Raw genomic sequence first — 16,945 nt, 5'->3', positions numbered from 1 at the left:
NGTTGAAGCTCTACCCGTTGGAGCGGGAGAAGCAGCGGGCCGCGGCCCTGGACCAGCGCCAGGTCCGGCTCCTGGAGGGCGTCTCGGCCGGTGGGGTCGCCTCGATCCTGATCTCGGCGGACCTCAAGGACGCCTACGACTTCAACGACACCGTCACCGCCCTCGCCCAAGCCCTCGCCGACGGCGGCTGCGAGGAGCCGCTCGACGTACGCCGGGCGCTGGCGGTCGGCATCCTCGCCGACCCGGCCCGGGCACTGGCCTTGTTGGAGGGTGAGGAGGCGCCGAGGCCGCGGCGCAAGCAGATGACCATCGTGATGCACCTCTCCGCTGATGCGGTGCACGGGATCGGCCCGGTCGGTCGGTTCGAGCGGGGCGATCAGCCGGTGGCGGCGGCGATGGTCGCCGAGTGGGCCGCCCGCGCCGACACCCGGGTGACGGTGCGCCCGGTCGTCGACCTGGCTGATCACGAGATGGTGGGTTCCTACGAGGTGCCCGAGCGGCTCAAGGCCCAGGTCGCGGGAGTCAACGGGTGCTGTGTGTTTCCGTTCTGCACCCGCCCGGCACGGGCGTGCGACTGCGACCACGTCGTGGCGCACGGGGCCGGTGGGCGCACCTGCTCCTGCAATCTGGCGCCGTTGTGTCGGCGTCACCATCGCCTCAAGACTCATACCGGGTGGGCCTATCACGCTGTTGAGGCCGGCACGTGGTTGTGGACCTCACCGCATGGGCACCGCTACCTGCGCGACTCCACCGGCACGAGTGAGGTGACTCGACCCGATGACGTACATGGCGACTTCGACGGATGCCTGCACACGCGGCCCCCGGACGCCCCGGGGCCACCCGATGCCCCCAGTGATCCGCCTCCACAACGCNGACCAGCCAGAACAGTGGTTGGCCCTGGCTCGATCCCGACTACGACCCCACCGACCTCGACCCCCGCGACTGGGCCGGAGTCCCCGACCCGCACGCATCCGAGTGCTCGACGGAGCCCGGCTTCTGAGTTGCAGGCTTCTGAGTTGGGCGGCGCTCGGGTCATGGCAGGCTGGGCCGGTGACTTCTGACGCGCTGCTGGGCTCCTGGATCGTGGAGGCTCTCGGTGTTTCCGGGCGCAGCGCATCTCCGCTGGCGGTGGCCAAGCTCGTCTGGGCTCGCCACGAGCAGGACCTGCGCTCGGCCGGTGATCTGCTGTTCACCTGGCAGCTCGACCTGCGCTCCACTGCTGCGGAGATGCTCGCCGACGGTCGGCTCTCCGTCGAGGAGTCGGGCGACTGGACGCTGCCCGCTGGTACGCCGGCTCCGGCTCCGGCTCCTGCACGTCGCACGTGGAGCGATGACGAGATCCTCGCCGTCGTCGAGGGGTACGTTGCGATGCTCCGCGCCGAGCACTCGGGTCAGCCGATCCGTCAGCGTCAGGTGCTTGCCGACATCGAGGTGAAGACGGGCCGCACTGGTGATCAGCTGGAGAGGATGCTGGCCAACATCTCGCACGTGATCCAGGAGCACGGCATCACGCCGTTGTCGAGCTACCGCCCGCGCTCCAATGTCCCTGTCGGAGTGCGTGCCGCAGTCGCGGCCGCCCTCAACATATAGTCGAATCGCTCGCGTCCAGGTAGACGTAGGGGAACGGCGTGTGATCGGGCGCTCGGACTCATCGGAACGCGCCGACGGACTCATCGAGGCCTTCGCAGATCCGGGAGACCTCGGACGTGCTGATCCCGGAGTCGGCGCCCATCGCCGCGACCAGGTTCTCGACACTCCTGGTGGACACGTGAGTGGAGGTAGGCCCAATCATCACCGCGTACAGCCCCTGGTCGATGCGTCGCCGGGGCTCGAGGATGGACGGGAAGAACGACCCTTGCGGGGTTTCGGGATGCGCAGCTCGATGTCGCCAGCCTTGGTCGCAGCAGCTCGGTCGGGTGCCGTTTTCTGTCATTGATGCGGTCTGCGGTGCGCTCGTGGCGTTTCGCGTCGATCACCCCGGTGGCGTCGAAATCGGCGAGCTCCTGGAGCACGGTGCCGACCGACTCTCGGATCATGTCGACGCCATCGCCGGTGCGGAACGCCTCAGCAACTCCCACAGGCAGATTGGGACAAGGCCATCCGTGATTCTCCTTCAGAAGCCGCTCGATGGGTGCGGCGCAGCGCCATCACATCGAGATGACTTCCTCCGGCCGCCGGTACGCGATCGCGTCGGCGTACTGCTCGATGGTGGCCTGCAGCAGAGCATTGAGGTCACCGCCGTAGTTCGCTTGTGCCATTCTGCGAACTGTTGCCGCCAGGGTGCCTCCGGCCACCAGCACGACGGGATACTGATCGTCGATGATCTCGATCTGCGCCTGCTTGGAGAACGAGCCGGTGGTCACGTAGACACCGATCCAGCCGCGGCGAAGACGGGCGACAACACGTGCAACCTGCTCTGGCGACACGGTCGATGAGGGTTGGATGCACTTTGCCTGACCGAGTACGACGACTGGCGTGCTGGCAGCCAGCGATCCCATGTCAATCCGGCCGATGAAGTCGACTCCTCCGTCTCCTGATGACCTGGAGAGCCAACCCTCCTTGTATCGGGCACCTGACTCGCGGAGGACCTCTCCGGCGACCTGTGAAGCGAGCAGCTCGAACGCGTGTTTGCGCCCATCATAGAAGTTGTAGAGCGTTGAGAGCACCGCGGCGTCGACGCTTCCTGGGAGGGGCTGCTGCTCCTTCGGCGTCTTGACGGCGCTTGCCAATACCCGCCGCCGAACCCCAGAGATCGCGCTACGCCCATCCTTCACCCAACGGCGCCATTGGTCCGGCGCATGACGGATGGCCAACTCTGCGTCGAGCGATGGGTCCCGCCGATCGTCGATCCACCTCATGTCGATGCCGTCGATCTCCCGGCCATCGACGACTGCCAGGTCGAGCGCGATGTTAGGGAAGCTGTTCCCGGTCTCGGGGTCCCGCTGCACTACGTGCTCAAGACGCTCGATGATCGCAGCACCACAGAACTCGACATGGCCCTTGACCAGCGCCCGGCCATCGCGGTGAACCGTGGTTGAGCGGAATAGGAGCAGCGGCGGCGCAAGTAGCCGCTCCTGTCGGGTGGTCCCTGCGTGCAAGCGTGCGGCTTCAAGCAGGAGGCGATTTCCCTTAGTCGCGCCCGGCAGTCCGAGAGTTGACGGCTTGTGGTCGCCGAAGTAACGAACATGGCCGTGATCGAGGTCAAACTCATCATGCCAGGGATTTGTCTCATGGCCAGCCTTCCACGGGCTGGAGCGCACGGCAATGAGCGGACGACGGGCGCCATCGGGACCGTGCACGTCGGCGGGCGCGTTGATGCCCGCTTCCAGCATGACCTTCGGACGACCATAGTCCTCCGGGCTCGTCAGCCAGTGGTAGTTGATAAACCCGTCGACCTCGATGTCTCGTTGGTTGGCGCCTTTCGCGTAGCGCAGCTCGTCGTGAACGAAGACGTGGCGCGGAGTATCGACTAGGCGCGCGGGGTCGGACCATTCAAGGTCGACCCTGGTGTCATTCACGAGCCGAGCTTACGGGAGGCCGCGCGGTATCTTCGCGGACATGGGCGGAGACGTTGATCCAAGTGTCCGGCGCCGGATGGAGTCCCAGCGTCGCCGCGACACGCTGCCCGAACTCGCGCTTCGGCAGGCGCTGTATGCGGCTGGGTACCGCTACCGCGTGAACTTCAAGGTCCCGGGATCAAGTCGCCGGACGATTGACATTGCGTTCACGCGTCAACGGATCGCCGTGTTCGTCGACGGATGCTTCTGGCACGGGTGCCCGCAGCACTTCACCGTTCCAAAGACAAGACCGGACTTCTGGACGGCGAAGATCGCCGGCAACCGGCAGCGCGACCAGGAGACGACCCAGATGCTCGCGGCAGCGGGGTGGATTGTGGTCCGGTACTGGGAGCACGAAACGTCGAGTGCCATGTTCGCCGACTTGGTCGGCCGGCTGCGGGGGTATCAGAGCACGGGTAGTTAGCCGGTCGATCTGTCAAATGACAGAGGCGAGCAATCGCCCAACGGCCGCGCCGAGTGGGATTGGGACTGCGTTTCCGATCTGGCGCGCAACGTCCGTCCGAGAACCGACGAATCGGTGGTCCTTGCCAAACCCCTGGAGAAGGGCGGCCTCGTAATGCGTGATGGCGCGACTCTCTTCTGGGTGCAGGTATCGACCCTTCTCCGGCTTGAAAAACTCAGTCCTGATCGTCACGGAGGGCCGATTCCAATGGAGCCGCCCCATCACGTCACCGGAACCCGACTTGTGCCGCGTCCAGCATGGCGTCATAAGGTCCGGGAAGGGCTCGAGATCGCGCCGATTTCCGCCCGGCGGAATCACCGCAAACCGCTTGAGGGAGAGTTGCGTGTAGTTCCTGCTCCAGTGAAGGTCGCGAACTCGAAAAGCCCCTGCGTACTCAACCCCATCGAACCGCGTACGGCGGGTATCAAAAAGTCCGTCGCGGTCGGGTCGACGTGGGACGTGCTTCAGAGCCTGCGCAACCGTGACGTGCGGCTTGCGGCCATCCTCAGTAGGCGATGCCGAGTGGGTGGGTGCTGGCATTCCGGGAAACCCAAGGTCTCGGTGGTAGCCGATGATCACGGTCCGCTTGCGAGCTTGCGGCGCTCCGTAGTCCGCCGCATTCAAGACGGCGGCTTCGAAGGCGTAGTCCCCAATGAGGCCGCCCGTGGACGTCGCTTGTTGAAAAAGGCCGTACTGTGGCGACTTCTTGAACTCGGCGACGTTCTCGACCACGAAGTACTTCGGCTGGGCACGACTGATGGTGTGCGCGTATTCGACCCAGAGAGAGTTGCGGTCGTCCTGAACGTTCTGCTTGCCGAGACTCGAGAAACCCTGGCAGGGCGGACCTCCGACGATGACGTCCACCGACGGCACATTCTCCTCTGAGAGCCAGGTCTTGATGTCGCCTGCGTACACGTGGCCCTTGCCGAAGGTCGCCTCGTACGAGGCCGCAGCCGCCTTGTCCCACTCAACGGCGCGCACGGTTCGGAAACGGTCCGAGGCTGAGTGCAGTCCCGCCGTGAGACCGCCCGCACCGGCGAATAGATCAAGGACGGAGATCGCGGCGGTCATTCTACGATCCTAGGGGTCCGAGGAGGGTACGCCCGCGCCGGCACGCCAACGCCAGCACGTTCATACTGTCAGCCCGCGAACAACGGGCAGCACATCCTCGAGCAGCCCAGGGACCTCGCTGCCGCCGAGAACGAGCTGCCGGTCCAGCAGGCGATTCCCGGACTCGCATGACGTCTCGCTGACGAGCGCGCAGCCGTGGCACGCCGATAGGTTCAATTGGGAGGAGCCCTGGCGGTCACTCTCGATGCAGACGGGGTCGTTCGAGCACACGTCGGCGTCGTCGAGGGCTGTAACCAGCAACGGAAACAAGTGGCGCGGTTCGCCCAGTCGGACAAGACCTCCGAGGGTCCCCTGTGCGTCGCCCGCAGCGGTGTAGATAAGAACGCCCGCAGTCTTGTCGTTCCGATCGGAGTTGGCGTAGATCCGCTCCTGAAGTGACGCTGACGAGTAGCCGCTCGCGAACGCCAGCCGACGGATCATCAGATGAGCGAGGGTGTGCAGTGCGATGAACCTCGGTTCGGGCATATCGAGGCGGTGCGCCCAGTCCGACTCAGCACGACGATCGATCAAGATCTTCGCGCGCGCCACAACTGCTGGCTGGGATTCCCAGTTCGCCAGTCGAGTCTCGTCGAACTGCAGGAAGACGCCTTCCCCGAACAACTCAAGCGCCGGGTAGACGGGTCGATGCCGCGGGTCCCGATCGAGGTCCGCGCGGATGAAGTCCGCCTGCGGAGTATGCCGACGGAAGCCCCTGAGCGCGCGAACCTCCCTCACTCGTCGAACTTGACCGATGCCAGTGAACGCGGCACGGAGTTCGTCCGGTCCGTGGGTGAAAGAGTCCGGGGTCCATCCGTCGACGACGAAGTCACCAACTGCCCGGTCGCGACCCGCAGAGATCTTCTTGTTGAACGCCGCCCACTCACCGTCCTTTAGATCGAGCATTGGCGTCTCAGGGTCCGTGTCCGCGGCCACTGCGATCCGAAGTACCCCTTCGGTCTCCATCTCCAGTTCGTCAGCAATCCAACTTGCGATTTGTTCAGACCTCGGGCCGCCGTTGTCATCGACGAGCCGCTGGTACAGGTCGTGTGCCCGAACCTGCTCGACGAGCTCCTCGGAGCGCGATCGCTCCTCGGGGATGTCCAGGGCCGACACCCTCTCGGCGATGTAGTTGCCGGTTGCTCCGCGTTGAACCGCGACCAAGTGTGACTCGCACGGCTGAAGCACAACGTCGTCGCTCTCCCAAGGCTGACGCCCGTTGCAGAGGATACCGTCGCGCAGCAGTGCATCCTTGGTGACGAGGTCGACCATCGACCGCGACCGCTTGCACTTGCCACACACTACTCGCAGTGATGCGAGCCCCTCGCCGTGCTTGCTCGAGCGTTCGAACCGCAACTCCTTGTACGCGCGGCAGTACCGGACCTCGTCGGTCACACCCTGGTCGTGTCCGCGGTGAGCCCACTTGAACCACGGGACGTCCTGTACATGGCTGCCGGTCTGGCAGATGGCGACATACCGCATCGGCACTACCGCGCCGCCGCAGTCACATAAGTTCCGGAACTTACCCTTGTCAATCCTCGTCAACTGCGACAGTTTGCCGCATCGCTCGCAGAACCTCCACGCCGGAAATCGCCAGTACAGCAAGCTCGCGGTGTCGTTTCCGGTACGTCCTGCGTGAGTGGGTGCTTGGCGAAGCACGCCGCCCCCGAGCTGAGCAACGAGTCGGTCGCAATGGATTTCGGCGGCCGTACGTCGGTCCCACCATGATGTGTCCGGGGCAATCAAAGATTCCCCGCGAACGTCAACAATCGAGCCGACGCCGAACGGTGACACGGTCTCTGACAGCCGAAGGTCATGCCTGATCTTCTGCACGCTCCACCTCCCGCAGCGGCTCCTGCACCTCGACAGCAACATTTGGCTCAACGGATCGCATCGAGTCCCCCACCATCCAGCCCACGCCCGGCTGGCCGAACCGCTTCAGGAGAGCGGTCTCGGCGCCCTGCCGGCGCTCGTAGCGAAGAGAATCGCCTTCCGAGCGTGCGGAAGCCGCGAGATGGTCCCACTCACGGAGCAACTCCCACGCATGTTCGGCCGCATCATCGCGCTCCCGGCCATCGGCGCGGGCGACGGTTTTCAGGAACCCGTCGATGACCGGCTCGAGCCGGGCCAGGAATGTGCCGTCCGAAAGGTCGAAGCGACCGGCGTCGGCATCACCTGCCATCGTTGCAAATGATTGCCTAACTAGAGCAACCAAAGCACCGGCCAGCGAGCGATCGCGGGACGAAAGGGACCACGGGGTCACGCTGGTCGGTTCGACGCCTCGGTAGAGCGCGTCGTGGTAGCCGCGGAATGTTTCGAAGTGCGAGCGGTCTCTAGCCCGATTCGACCTGAACAGGGTCACGACGATCCCGTTCACGGAGCCACGACCAACACGGCTCGTCGCCTGGATGTATTCAGCGGTCGTCTTCGGTTGGCCGACCATGAGCATGAGCGCCAAGCGCTGGACATCGATGCCGACCGACAGCATGTTCGATGACAGAACGGCGTCGACGGCCTCGTCCGATCGGTCCGCACTCACGCCCAGGCGACGTAGGTCGTTCGGGAGCTCCTCCGGCCCGCGCCTGCTCGTGAGTTCGAGGACGGAAGCCGCGCGAACCCGGCGCAACTCAGTCCCGAGCCTCTCAGCCCGGGTCTCGAGACGCCCGTTGATGTCGTCGAGGAGTAGGGCTCCCGACCGTCCGAGCTCTCGGAGGCTGTTGTGATAAAGGACCAACGTCCAGTACGGATCGAGCCGACCACCAACGCCATCGGCTCCGAAAATCGCCCTCGGAACCTCGAGCAATGGTGACGTGGCGGCAATCATGGCAGTTGCCTGGGAAACACTTTGCGGCATCAGGCCGATGTAGAGCCGCCCCTCGCCACTTTGTACCGGGCGTGCGAAGAAGGTCGTGTCCCCATCAAGTCCCGCGGGCGGATAGAGCGCGACGGATCGGCCGTACAAGCCTTGGACCTGCTCGGCCGCCGCCCGGATGGTGGCCGTGGATGCGACGATCTTCGGGTGGGATCCCGAGCGGCTCAGCAGAAGTTCGATGACCGCATCGAAGACCGCGACGGTCGTCCCGAGTGGTCCTGACAGTAGATGCAGTTCGTCCTGAATGATGAGCGAAGGCTGTCGAAATACGGTACCGATTCCAAGCAGCCGTCCGGCACGTTCGTTGAACTGCAGGCGGGCGAACTTGTCGACCGTTGCCAGAAGGAACGTCGGCGGATCGTCGTACAGCACCTCGTCGACAACGGCCATCGGCAGGTCTCTTAAGCTGAACTCGCAATCCGGACTGACACACCGGAACACCACGTCGTTCCCAGATAGCCTCGCGCCATACGTACGTCGACTGTCGTCCTTCTCGTCGGGGACGAGCTCGCTCAAACACCACGGACAGTCGGTGACCTGGAACTCGTTCGCCTCCTTGGGATTCCTTGCCTTGTGCAAGCGTTCGAGAGCGTGCTTCGCCGCCGCTCGAGTGCCGGGAGTCGCGTCGTTTCCCACCCACAGGCCAATGGTGAAGCGGGCCATGCCTCGCGCCCGCGGATCCTGCTTCCGTAGGAGCTCCATCGCGCAGATCAGAGAGGCAGCGCGCTGGAACTGCTGAGCGGTGAGCAGACGAAGCGTGTACCGCGTGATCACGGCGGTACCGGCACCCTCGGGCCCATGGGAGAGACGACGAAGGAAGATGACGACAGCGGCAAGCGCGAGGTAGGCCTCCGTCTTTCCCCCACCCGTCGGAAACCAGATAAGATCGACCAATTCTCGGTCCGGATGTGCGTCGTCCACCGTGGATGCGAGCGACACGAGCAGGAAGCCCAACTGGAACGGTCGCCACGCCGGCGCCGGGTCGGTCTCGCCTCGACCCAGGGCTGCCTGGCGCATCTGCATCCGCATCGCCGCCATGCTGAGCGCAAACGCGGTCCGGATCTCCCCGTTGGATTCGTCGGAGAGTACGGCAACTCCGGCGCGCATCCGCGCGGCGGCGACTGCCGACCTCTGGGTGATCTCACGCGCGTCGTCGCCAAGTGCCTCAGCCTTCCCCGCCTGCATGCTGGCCCACGCGGCGAACGCATCAACAAAGTCGCCCAGGGCGGCCGTGACCACGTCTCGATTCGTGTCCACCGCTGAGAGGTAGGCGAGGTCCATCGACCGACTCGCGGCCTCGGTGAGGTTGAGCTCCTTGCCAACCGCTTGTTCGATCGAGGGCACCACGAAGTGCGGAACCGGGTCGAGAAAGACTCGAGCGCAGGTGCCGTCCTCATCGAGATCCCAGCCGGCGGCCATTCCGTGTCCCACCCCAAAGACCTTCGACTGGCGGTACCGCAGTCTCAGTTCCCGCGATTCGGCGTTCACATCGATTGTCCGTGACGTGTCGTACTCGAGGAGCGCCCCCGACTGTCGCGGGCGGACCGACAGATCGACCTGGAACAGCATCAACGAAATGTCGTCCCTGTCGTTGCCGCTGGACTTCGACATCAAGCGGACGTGGACCGTGACGAGCCATCCGTTGCCGAACCTTCTCCATCTTGAGCCGACCTCGACCGGCAGGTCACCGATGGTGAGCTGCCGATGCGTCGCCACCCCGCGCTCCAGGACGAGACCCGGGAACTCTTGAGGCTGGCGCGCCCAGCGCAGGGGACCGTCATCGTCGATCAGCGCGTAGTTCGCAGCCGAGAAGTCACAAAGGAATGAGTCCTCCGCTGTCACGAATGACAGTGCAACCGACGATGGGCGCCAATCCTCTGCGAGAGGCGGGGCCGCGCCGTCCTCCTCGACGTCACCGTCCTCGACGTCGGCGTCAACGAACTCTTCAGGGTCCGTGTCGGCGGGTCTAGCTGAAGCGTTGCCGTCCTCCGAAGGAAACAACATGCCCACGGCGTATTGCAGTGACGGGCGGTTGAGAAGCACCTCGGACTCCCCCTGCTCGGGGCCGACGTATGCCCTCTTGAGGTGGTTCAGTGCAATGGATTGCGGCGTAGTCAGTGCCATCAGCGTCCCTCCTTGTCGCGCGCCAGGGACTGCAATCTCTTCTTGTCGCCTGCGCTGGCCACAACATGCAGGGCGACACGCGGACGAGTGACGGACACGTAAAACGCAGACAATGCTTGGTCGTCGAATTCGTTCGGGAGCGCGCAGACGATCACGTTCTCCGATTCGAGCCCCTTCGCCACTCGTGGGCTCAGGACTCGAATCCCATCGACTAGGCAGTCCGAACCTGCTGCAGCCGTCACGGGGATTACCCATACATCCGATGCGCGCACGCCGCTCGTCTTGAGCGAGGCCGCGAGAGAAAGGGCGGCGGTTACGGTGTCATCGTCTTCTGTCCAGTGCCACTGGATGCGTTCCCCGTTCACGATCCCAGGATCGCCGACGTCGGAGCCCAAGTACTCCTGCACCATGTGAACTATCGCGCGTGTATTCCGCACGTTCAGGGTCAGGTCGTACTCCATGGCGTCGGAACCAACGAGTTCGAAGACGTCCGGATCGTAGACGCCGTGGACATGAGCCTGGTTGTTCGGGTCCAGGAACATCCGCCAGCGGCCGCCGGATCGCGCCCCCACCACGACTCGGTCGATGAGGTCCATCGCGTCTGCGGACATCAGATCCTGCGCCTCGTCGACCAGCAGTACGTCGTACACGCGACTTGCGTCAAGGTCGTCGAACGGGACGACATCGATTCCACGTCCGACGACACGAGGTGTGAAGAAGTCGAGCAGACCGCGAGACCGGAATGTGATTAGAACGGAACGCCCGGCGTCCGCCTCCTGCTTCGCTGCCTCAGCCAACACAACCGACTTCCCGGTTCCCGCACCACCGAGAACGACAAGACGCTCGTTTCTCGCCAGTCCGGCCAGAACCCGGGCTTGATCGGCCGTGGCCACGTTCTGCTCATCGATTATTGCGCCTCGCTGTGCGTCGACGACCGGAAGGCGGGTGAACTCGCCGAAGAGGCGGTTGCGAAGCTCCTCCGCGCGAGCACGCCGGGAGCCGTGCGGGGCAGCTGGCGAGGCCGCGACGACAAAGTCCAGTGCCTTCTCGAGAGCCACTGCAGACATCGACTCCTTGGCTAGCCAGTGCGTTCGCTTCCACTCGGTAGCGGAGGGCGGCGCCTCCGTGTCCGGCGTGATGACAATCGCTTCGGCGGCGAACCAACCGACTCGGTCCTCTCGGAGTATGTCCTTGAGCGCGAACATCGCAGACCGTGCTTGTTCCATTGGTGACGTGGACAGCCGGTGGCTATCGCGATTCCGGTCGATTGAGTACCAGACCCCTTCGAACTTCTTGACTCCCCCGCCCTTCACCTCGACGACGACGAGGACGCCTTTCCACAGCACAACGAAGTCTGCCTCGGCCATCTGCTTGTACTGGTGCGATCGGAGCTTCACCGAGTGGAAGGCGACCGCCTCGGAACTCGGCATCGCCTGAAGAAGTCGTGCTACCCGCCGTTCCGCGTCGCTTTGCGTCGTGTGTTCAATGTCGTGCAGGTCGGGGACCAAAATCACGTTTGCTGCTCCTGCCAGAGCTCTTCGTACTCACGGAAACCGAGAAGGTTGTTGATGTCCGAGCTGCCGAAGTTGTCGGCCATGTCGACGATCAGGCACTCGTCCTTCCCGCCGTTCTTTGGGCCACGCAGCCCACGCCCGGCCATCTGGATGTATGCGTTCGGGCTGAAGGTCGGCCGGGCGATGTAGAGCGCGGTGACACCGGGGGCATCGAATCCCTGGGTAAGGAGCTCGCAGTTCGCTAGGACCTGGATCCCCTCATTCTTGAAGCGATCGATCACGTCCCGTCGCTCCTGTCGACCGGTCTGGCCGCTGACCGAGGCAGCCTCAACGCCGCGGAACCGGAGAGTCGCCGCGAGCACCTGTGCCGACAGCACGGTCGGGGTGAAAACGAGAACAGATCGTCCAGGCTCTGGTTCCAGATCCATAATGCTTTGGACCAAGATGGCCATGCGTTCGTGGTCTGCAGCCACGCGGTCCAGAACTGTGCCACTGATGCGGTTCAGCCGCTTTGCGTCACTAGCCTCTGCGTCCGTCAGGCGAACCTTCGCGCCTTCGAGGATTTTGTGCTTGACGCGTGCGAGCACGCCCCGCGACACGAGCTCCTGATAGGCATTCTCCTCGAATGCATTGAGCTTGCGGCGCCCGAAGCGAGCGGCCAATTGATCGGTCGCCTGCTTCGACGTGCCCTTGAAGGGCGTTGCCGAGAGTCCGACCAGCGGCCTGTCCCAGCTACGACCGTCGACGCCGAGCCAGCTCAAGATCCGCGTGTAACGCGCGGAGTTGCCAGCAACGTGTCCTTCGTCCACGAACACGGCAGAGGCGCGACTCAGCCATTCGAACTCTGCACCGCCGAGGACGACGTCGAGCTGGGCATCCGTGGCGACGATGACGCTCAGATCCGTGTCCGGCTGATGGACGTCGTTGCCTTCCCAGAGCCGGCCGATCGTCAGCGGCAAATCCACCCGTTGGTCGGTGCAAAGCCCGCGCCACACGAAACTGAAGGTCTGCACCGCCTGCTCGCACAGCTCTTGGGACTGGGCGATCCACAGCACCGGCCCGGCAAGTTCCCCGTCGATGAATAGCTGCAGGACGGTCTGCGACGCAACCCGCGTCTTCCCCGCACCCGTCGGGAGTTCGACCATCGCCTTCGCGCGGCGCCCGCCATCGCCGACATCGCGCAGAACGCTCCGCAAGTCTTCGCTTATCCGGGATTGATAGTCGTGTAGTGCGGGGAGAATTGTCGCCCCTGGCACGACGAATTCGGCCATCTGGCGGCGGCCGCGCTGTCCGGCGAATTCGGCGCCGAAGCCCATTCTTCGAAGCCACGTGATAGTTGCGGGCAGCCCAGCCCACCGGTCAGGCACGTCTGGAAATCCGTCACGCCTGAAGAGATCGGCGAGCTCTCGCACCGTGTCCTTGCCATAGACCGACAGGCAAAGCTCAGCCACGGAAGTACGTGCTGACACCAGACCCTGAGCCTCCAGACCTTGCCAGAGGCCTTTCGGCAGCTTCTCCCGCAAGTCGTCGTCTCCGAAGTAGACCTCGAGGCGCTCGGTGTCGGTGTCTGCTGCGAGCGCCTCCTGCCTGATCAACTCCAAGTGGTGCTCGAGACCGACCTTGAGGATTCGATCGATTTCCGCGTTAGTGATGCCGAGGTCAAATACCTCGCTGGCAAGCCGAAGAGCGCCGCGATCATCGACGTCAGCGCCGATGACCAGGAAAACGCCGTCTCTGTAGTGATCCAACGATTGCGGCTCGACGCCGTCCTCCGTGGTCACCCATTTTTCGATTGAGGATGCTCTCGACAGCGTCACGTTCGAGAGTTCGATGCTACTGGGCCAGCCACGCAGACCAGTGAAGAGATCCAACAGGGGCTGCGGGTCCTGCTGACCCTCGATTCGCATCGAGAACGTGAAACTTTCCTCGAAACGCCGGCAGCCGACCAGCGCTACGAGCTTCTCGGCCGCATCCTCGTCAACGTGGATATGAGGACGATCCCTCGTCGCCAAGTAAGCCTGCTGCTCATCCGTTGTTGCCAAGTACACGGCGCTGGGAGCCCGTGACTCCACGACGCGCCGTATTCGTGCCGGGATCCGTGGGGGCTTGGCTCCGGCGGGATAGGCAAGCGGACACGCCTCGAGCAGGAACTCCACCAGAGTTGCGTCTGTGAGCGTGGTGGGGAAGATGTCGCCTTCTACTGCTTCGCGAAGGACGGCGGCCGGCACGTTCGCCAGATCGCTTGGAAGCCGGAGCGCGTCGGCAACCTGAGCCGGTCCGCGGAAGAGAGGGAGGAATGCCTCATACTTGACCATCGACGCACTCACCGCGGCTGAAGGCTGACGGCTGCCGCGGGTGGTCCTGACGAGCCCCGCGCTTTCGACGGCCCAGCGCGCTGGCGAAACAACGGAGAACGTGCGACCTGTATCCAGGTCCTCGCCGACCCAGTCGGCGTCCCCGTGGACCAGAAGATCGTTCGTCCACTCCACGCGGACCGACTCGCTCGCCCCAGCGTCGCGAAGCATTCCTAGGACAGACATCGGTCCCGGACCGATGCCGGGCGTGAATTCGATCCGCTCGGTCGATCGCTCGCCAGGACCGCGAACGGCGTTGAGTGTCGTCAGAACCGAGTCGCGGTATTCCTCAAACGCAAGCTCATCCTCGACCGCGAACTGTTTCACCGGTCCCTGGATCACACCGAGTTGGTGGGCGACGGCGGGCATGCAGCGCTGGCGATCCAACGTGCGGTTGGCGTACTCAGGACCGAGTTGGACGTCGAGGTCGAACACTCCATCAGGCGCCGACCAGAAGCCGTCCACCGTCGGAACCTGTACTTTCGACCGCTGGGACGCCAGGGTCTTCACAGCCGTCCGGACGGGGACTTCGAGCACTGCATCCCAAAGCTTAGTGAGGTCGGCGGAGCTCGGCGGTGAGCCCAGTTGGGCAAGCCGGGCGTTCAGGATGGCCTCGGGGTCGAGGTCGCGGAATCCGGCCTGACGGAGCAGCCGCTCGACGTCAGGCTGGCTGAGGAACGCTGGCTCGACGAAGACGCCGCCTTCGACCTCGATGTCGCTCTCCCGCTTTACGAAGACGACGGCGTGGTCGCTCAATGAGCGAAGCCCATCCGACGTGGGGATCACCTTGGCCCGGGCAATCCCATCAAGCTTCGGATGCGTACAAACCACCTTGAACGCGTGCGCAGACGAAACGGGATCCGTCCCATCGGCCCACTCCTTGAGCCAGCTCAGGAGACCTCGTTTCGGCATCGCCTCCAGGGCGCGGCTCGTGTCCCTGTTCGTGGACTCGAGCGTATCTCCCGCCACGCCAGCCACGAATAGATCGCGCAGACGACGAACGCGAGTCGGCGTGGCGTAGCAGCGCCACGAGGGGACATCGTCCCGAGTGTTTGGGGACTCGATCCAAGCGCGATGGATCGCGGGAGCCGCATCGAACGAGACCTCGAAGTCCAACGGCTTCAGCTCGGTCGCGTGGCGCAAGGTGCCGTGGGCGTCGGGAATGAAGGCGACCTTAGATGCCACCAGCGGCAGATGCCCGGTGAGGAGCTCGTCGCCGAAACTCAAGGTCTCGCGTCCACGCGCAGGCATGTAGTCGAGATGGGCGGCCGGATCGTCCTGGGATCGCACCCTGGGGAGAAGGTCGACGAACATGTCGGAGACCGTCCGCAGGATCTCCCTGTTGTAGTCGTTCTTGAGCAGGGTCGTCCGATCGTCATTGACGCTCCACGGCGCATTGAAAAGAGCCGACGCGGACGTCTTGTCCTGCAAAGGGAAGTACGACCAGAACTCGCCGATTCGTTGGCGCGACTGCTTGGTGGGAACAGCCACGGTGACCTTGACCTGTTCGCGGGAAACTGCCTCGCCAACCTGGTGTCGCGCCTCCAGCGACGGACGATGCATCCGGTCCTGGACGATCCACTCGTCGCCGTCTCCGTCCGGGCGTTCGATCTTCAGGTGCCCGTTGCCGAGGTCCCTGGACAAGTGAATCGTCTCGTACGGATGATTTCCGACGATCCGCAACCGGACCTCGCGGACTGCGCTCACGAACAGCAGGAACTCGGAGGCGAATGCTTCGATCTCCTCGTGAAGTCGATCTAGATTTCGAGCGTCGGGGAGCTTCACGATTGTGGTCGCCCAAGCGCCAAGTTCGGTCAGGATCGGGTCACAACGCAGTTCATCGGCAGCGTCTACAACAGTCGCGGTCCGCAGAATCGGGTACCGCTTCACTGCCGGGCCTACTTCGGCCAGCTCGGCCCGCGCGGCCTCAGAGTTGAACTGGAAAGCCACCGATCGACTCAATACCTGGGGCGCGTCGCTTACTGCCAGGACCGACTTGAAACCGAGGCCGAAGCGGCCGATCTCGTCACCGCGCTTCCCACTCAGATGCGCCATCGTGATCGCCGTCAAGCCGCTTTTCGAGAAGGGGCGGCCACCATTTGCGCAATACAGCGTCGAGCTGTCGGTATCGAGGACGATCTCGACCCGTCCGAGCGAGTCGCCATCGGTAGGTCCAGCCAGGGCGTCTGCTGCGTTCTGCACGAGTTCGAGGAGAGTGCGGTTGGCGTACCCGCCGGTACGGATCGATTCTTCCAGGTTCGCATGTTCGGCGATCAGGTCAGGATGAATCCGATAAGACTCGATCGCCCGACGGAACTGATCATCGACCTCGGCGACGAGCGCGCTGTCCGGAAGCCAGGATGTCAAGTCCGTCACAAGCAACGACCTTAGTCAGAGGACCGGCAGAATGACCCTCGTTTTGCGAAATTGCTGATTGGATCTCTGGACACCGTTCCCCCACCAGTCAGGCGCGGGAGCGGATCGAGCAGCAGGGAGTCAGCGCGGAGAACGTGAGAATCCGCAGGCTGGCATGCGGTTTCAGTGGGTCGAGCTTGGGGACTCAAACCCCTAGCCCGCTGCTTGCGACCTGGTGTAAATCCTGACTTGCATCAGGGCATGGCTGTGCCAGTTCGAGTCGCTGCGGAGCCGTTCAGGGTGGATCACCGGCCGAGTCAACCCGTTGATTTCCGCGTTCGGGCCTAGGTTCGACGATGCAGTTGTAGCCTCCTGGGAGAAGCACACTGTGGGGGTGTGATGGCTGGGGAGCCCGGCGCGTGACGAAGCACGCCGGCAGTATGAGAAGGCTGCGCGCCACCGACGCACGGCCGAGAACTACGAACGCGGAGCCGAAGGCGAGAGCGCCACGGCCGACGTGCTCCAACCCAGGGGGCAGAGGGCTCGGTCGTGTTCTGTGGAAGTCTGGTTATGAGCTCTCCGTCGGTATCGGTGAGCTG

General features: G+C 64.0%; 8 protein-coding genes and 2 pseudogenes. 3 read left to right on the top strand and 7 right to left on the bottom strand.

Translation table 11 applies throughout. From position 1 onward, the window contains the following. Position 1: 1 nt before the first annotated feature. Positions 2 to 872, top strand: a pseudogene (locus tag ASH02_RS27595) (HNH endonuclease signature motif containing protein); the annotation flags it as partial. Between the two features lie 178 nt (positions 873 to 1,050). After that, complete coding sequence (locus tag ASH02_RS19205) at positions 1,051 to 1,590, top strand: hypothetical protein (protein ID WP_156409810.1); 540 nt, start codon at positions 1,051 to 1,053, stop codon at positions 1,588 to 1,590. Positions 1,591 to 1,651: 61 nt separating this feature from the next. Here ASH02_RS19205 and ASH02_RS27125 read toward each other — a convergent pair. Then, positions 1,652 to 2,100 (bottom strand): annotated as a pseudogene (locus ASH02_RS27125) (transposase); the annotation flags it as partial. Positions 2,101 to 2,147: 47 nt separating this feature from the next. After that, positions 2,148 to 3,518 carry a restriction endonuclease gene (locus ASH02_RS19200; RefSeq protein ID WP_057295306.1) on the bottom strand — a complete coding sequence of 457 codons (1,371 nt, stop codon included), beginning with the start codon at positions 3,516 to 3,518 and terminating at the stop codon, positions 2,148 to 2,150. Between the two features lie 40 nt (positions 3,519 to 3,558). Between ASH02_RS19200 and ASH02_RS19195 the strand changes: the two genes are divergently transcribed. Further along, positions 3,559 to 3,981, top strand: a complete 423-nt coding sequence (locus tag ASH02_RS19195; RefSeq protein WP_200959204.1) for a very short patch repair endonuclease — start codon at positions 3,559 to 3,561, stop codon at positions 3,979 to 3,981. A gap of 12 nt (positions 3,982 to 3,993) precedes the next feature. Here the strand turns inward: ASH02_RS19195 and ASH02_RS19190 are convergent, their stop codons facing one another. Genes ASH02_RS19190 through ASH02_RS19170 form a run of 5 tightly spaced genes read right to left on the bottom strand, consistent with a single transcriptional unit; the run spans position 3,994 to position 16,367 of the window. Next, positions 3,994 to 5,091, bottom strand: coding sequence for a DNA cytosine methyltransferase (locus ASH02_RS19190; RefSeq protein WP_057295304.1), 1,098 nt, complete (start codon positions 5,089 to 5,091; stop codon positions 3,994 to 3,996). Positions 5,092 to 5,151: 60 nt separating this feature from the next. Then, positions 5,152 to 7,002 (bottom strand): DUF1998 domain-containing protein, encoded by a 1,851-nt coding sequence (gene drmB, locus ASH02_RS19185; protein ID WP_235539084.1) that lies wholly within the window; start codon positions 7,000 to 7,002, stop codon positions 5,152 to 5,154. Continuing rightward, the gene (locus tag ASH02_RS19180; RefSeq protein ID WP_057295302.1) at positions 6,941 to 10,123 is read right to left on the bottom strand and encodes a helicase-related protein; all 3,183 of its coding nucleotides are present in this window, start codon (positions 10,121 to 10,123) and stop codon (positions 6,941 to 6,943) included. Before ASH02_RS19180 ends, drmB begins: the two co-directional genes overlap by 62 nt. Continuing rightward, positions 10,123 to 11,637 (bottom strand): NERD domain-containing protein, encoded by a 1,515-nt coding sequence (locus tag ASH02_RS19175; protein WP_057295301.1) that lies wholly within the window; start codon positions 11,635 to 11,637, stop codon positions 10,123 to 10,125. The genes ASH02_RS19180 and ASH02_RS19175 overlap by 1 nt, the downstream gene beginning before the upstream one ends. After that, positions 11,634 to 16,367, bottom strand: coding sequence for a sacsin N-terminal ATP-binding-like domain-containing protein (locus ASH02_RS19170; RefSeq protein ID WP_200959200.1), 4,734 nt, complete (start codon positions 16,365 to 16,367; stop codon positions 11,634 to 11,636). The genes ASH02_RS19175 and ASH02_RS19170 overlap by 4 nt, the downstream gene beginning before the upstream one ends. Positions 16,368 to 16,945 lie beyond the last annotated feature (578 nt).

It is taken from the genome of Nocardioides sp. Soil796, assembly GCF_001429525.1.
In the GTDB taxonomy this organism is placed as follows: domain Bacteria; phylum Actinomycetota; class Actinomycetes; order Propionibacteriales; family Nocardioidaceae; genus Nocardioides.
Note: the sequence above shows the minus strand (reverse complement) of the source record. Positions and strands in the feature narration are given on the sequence as shown.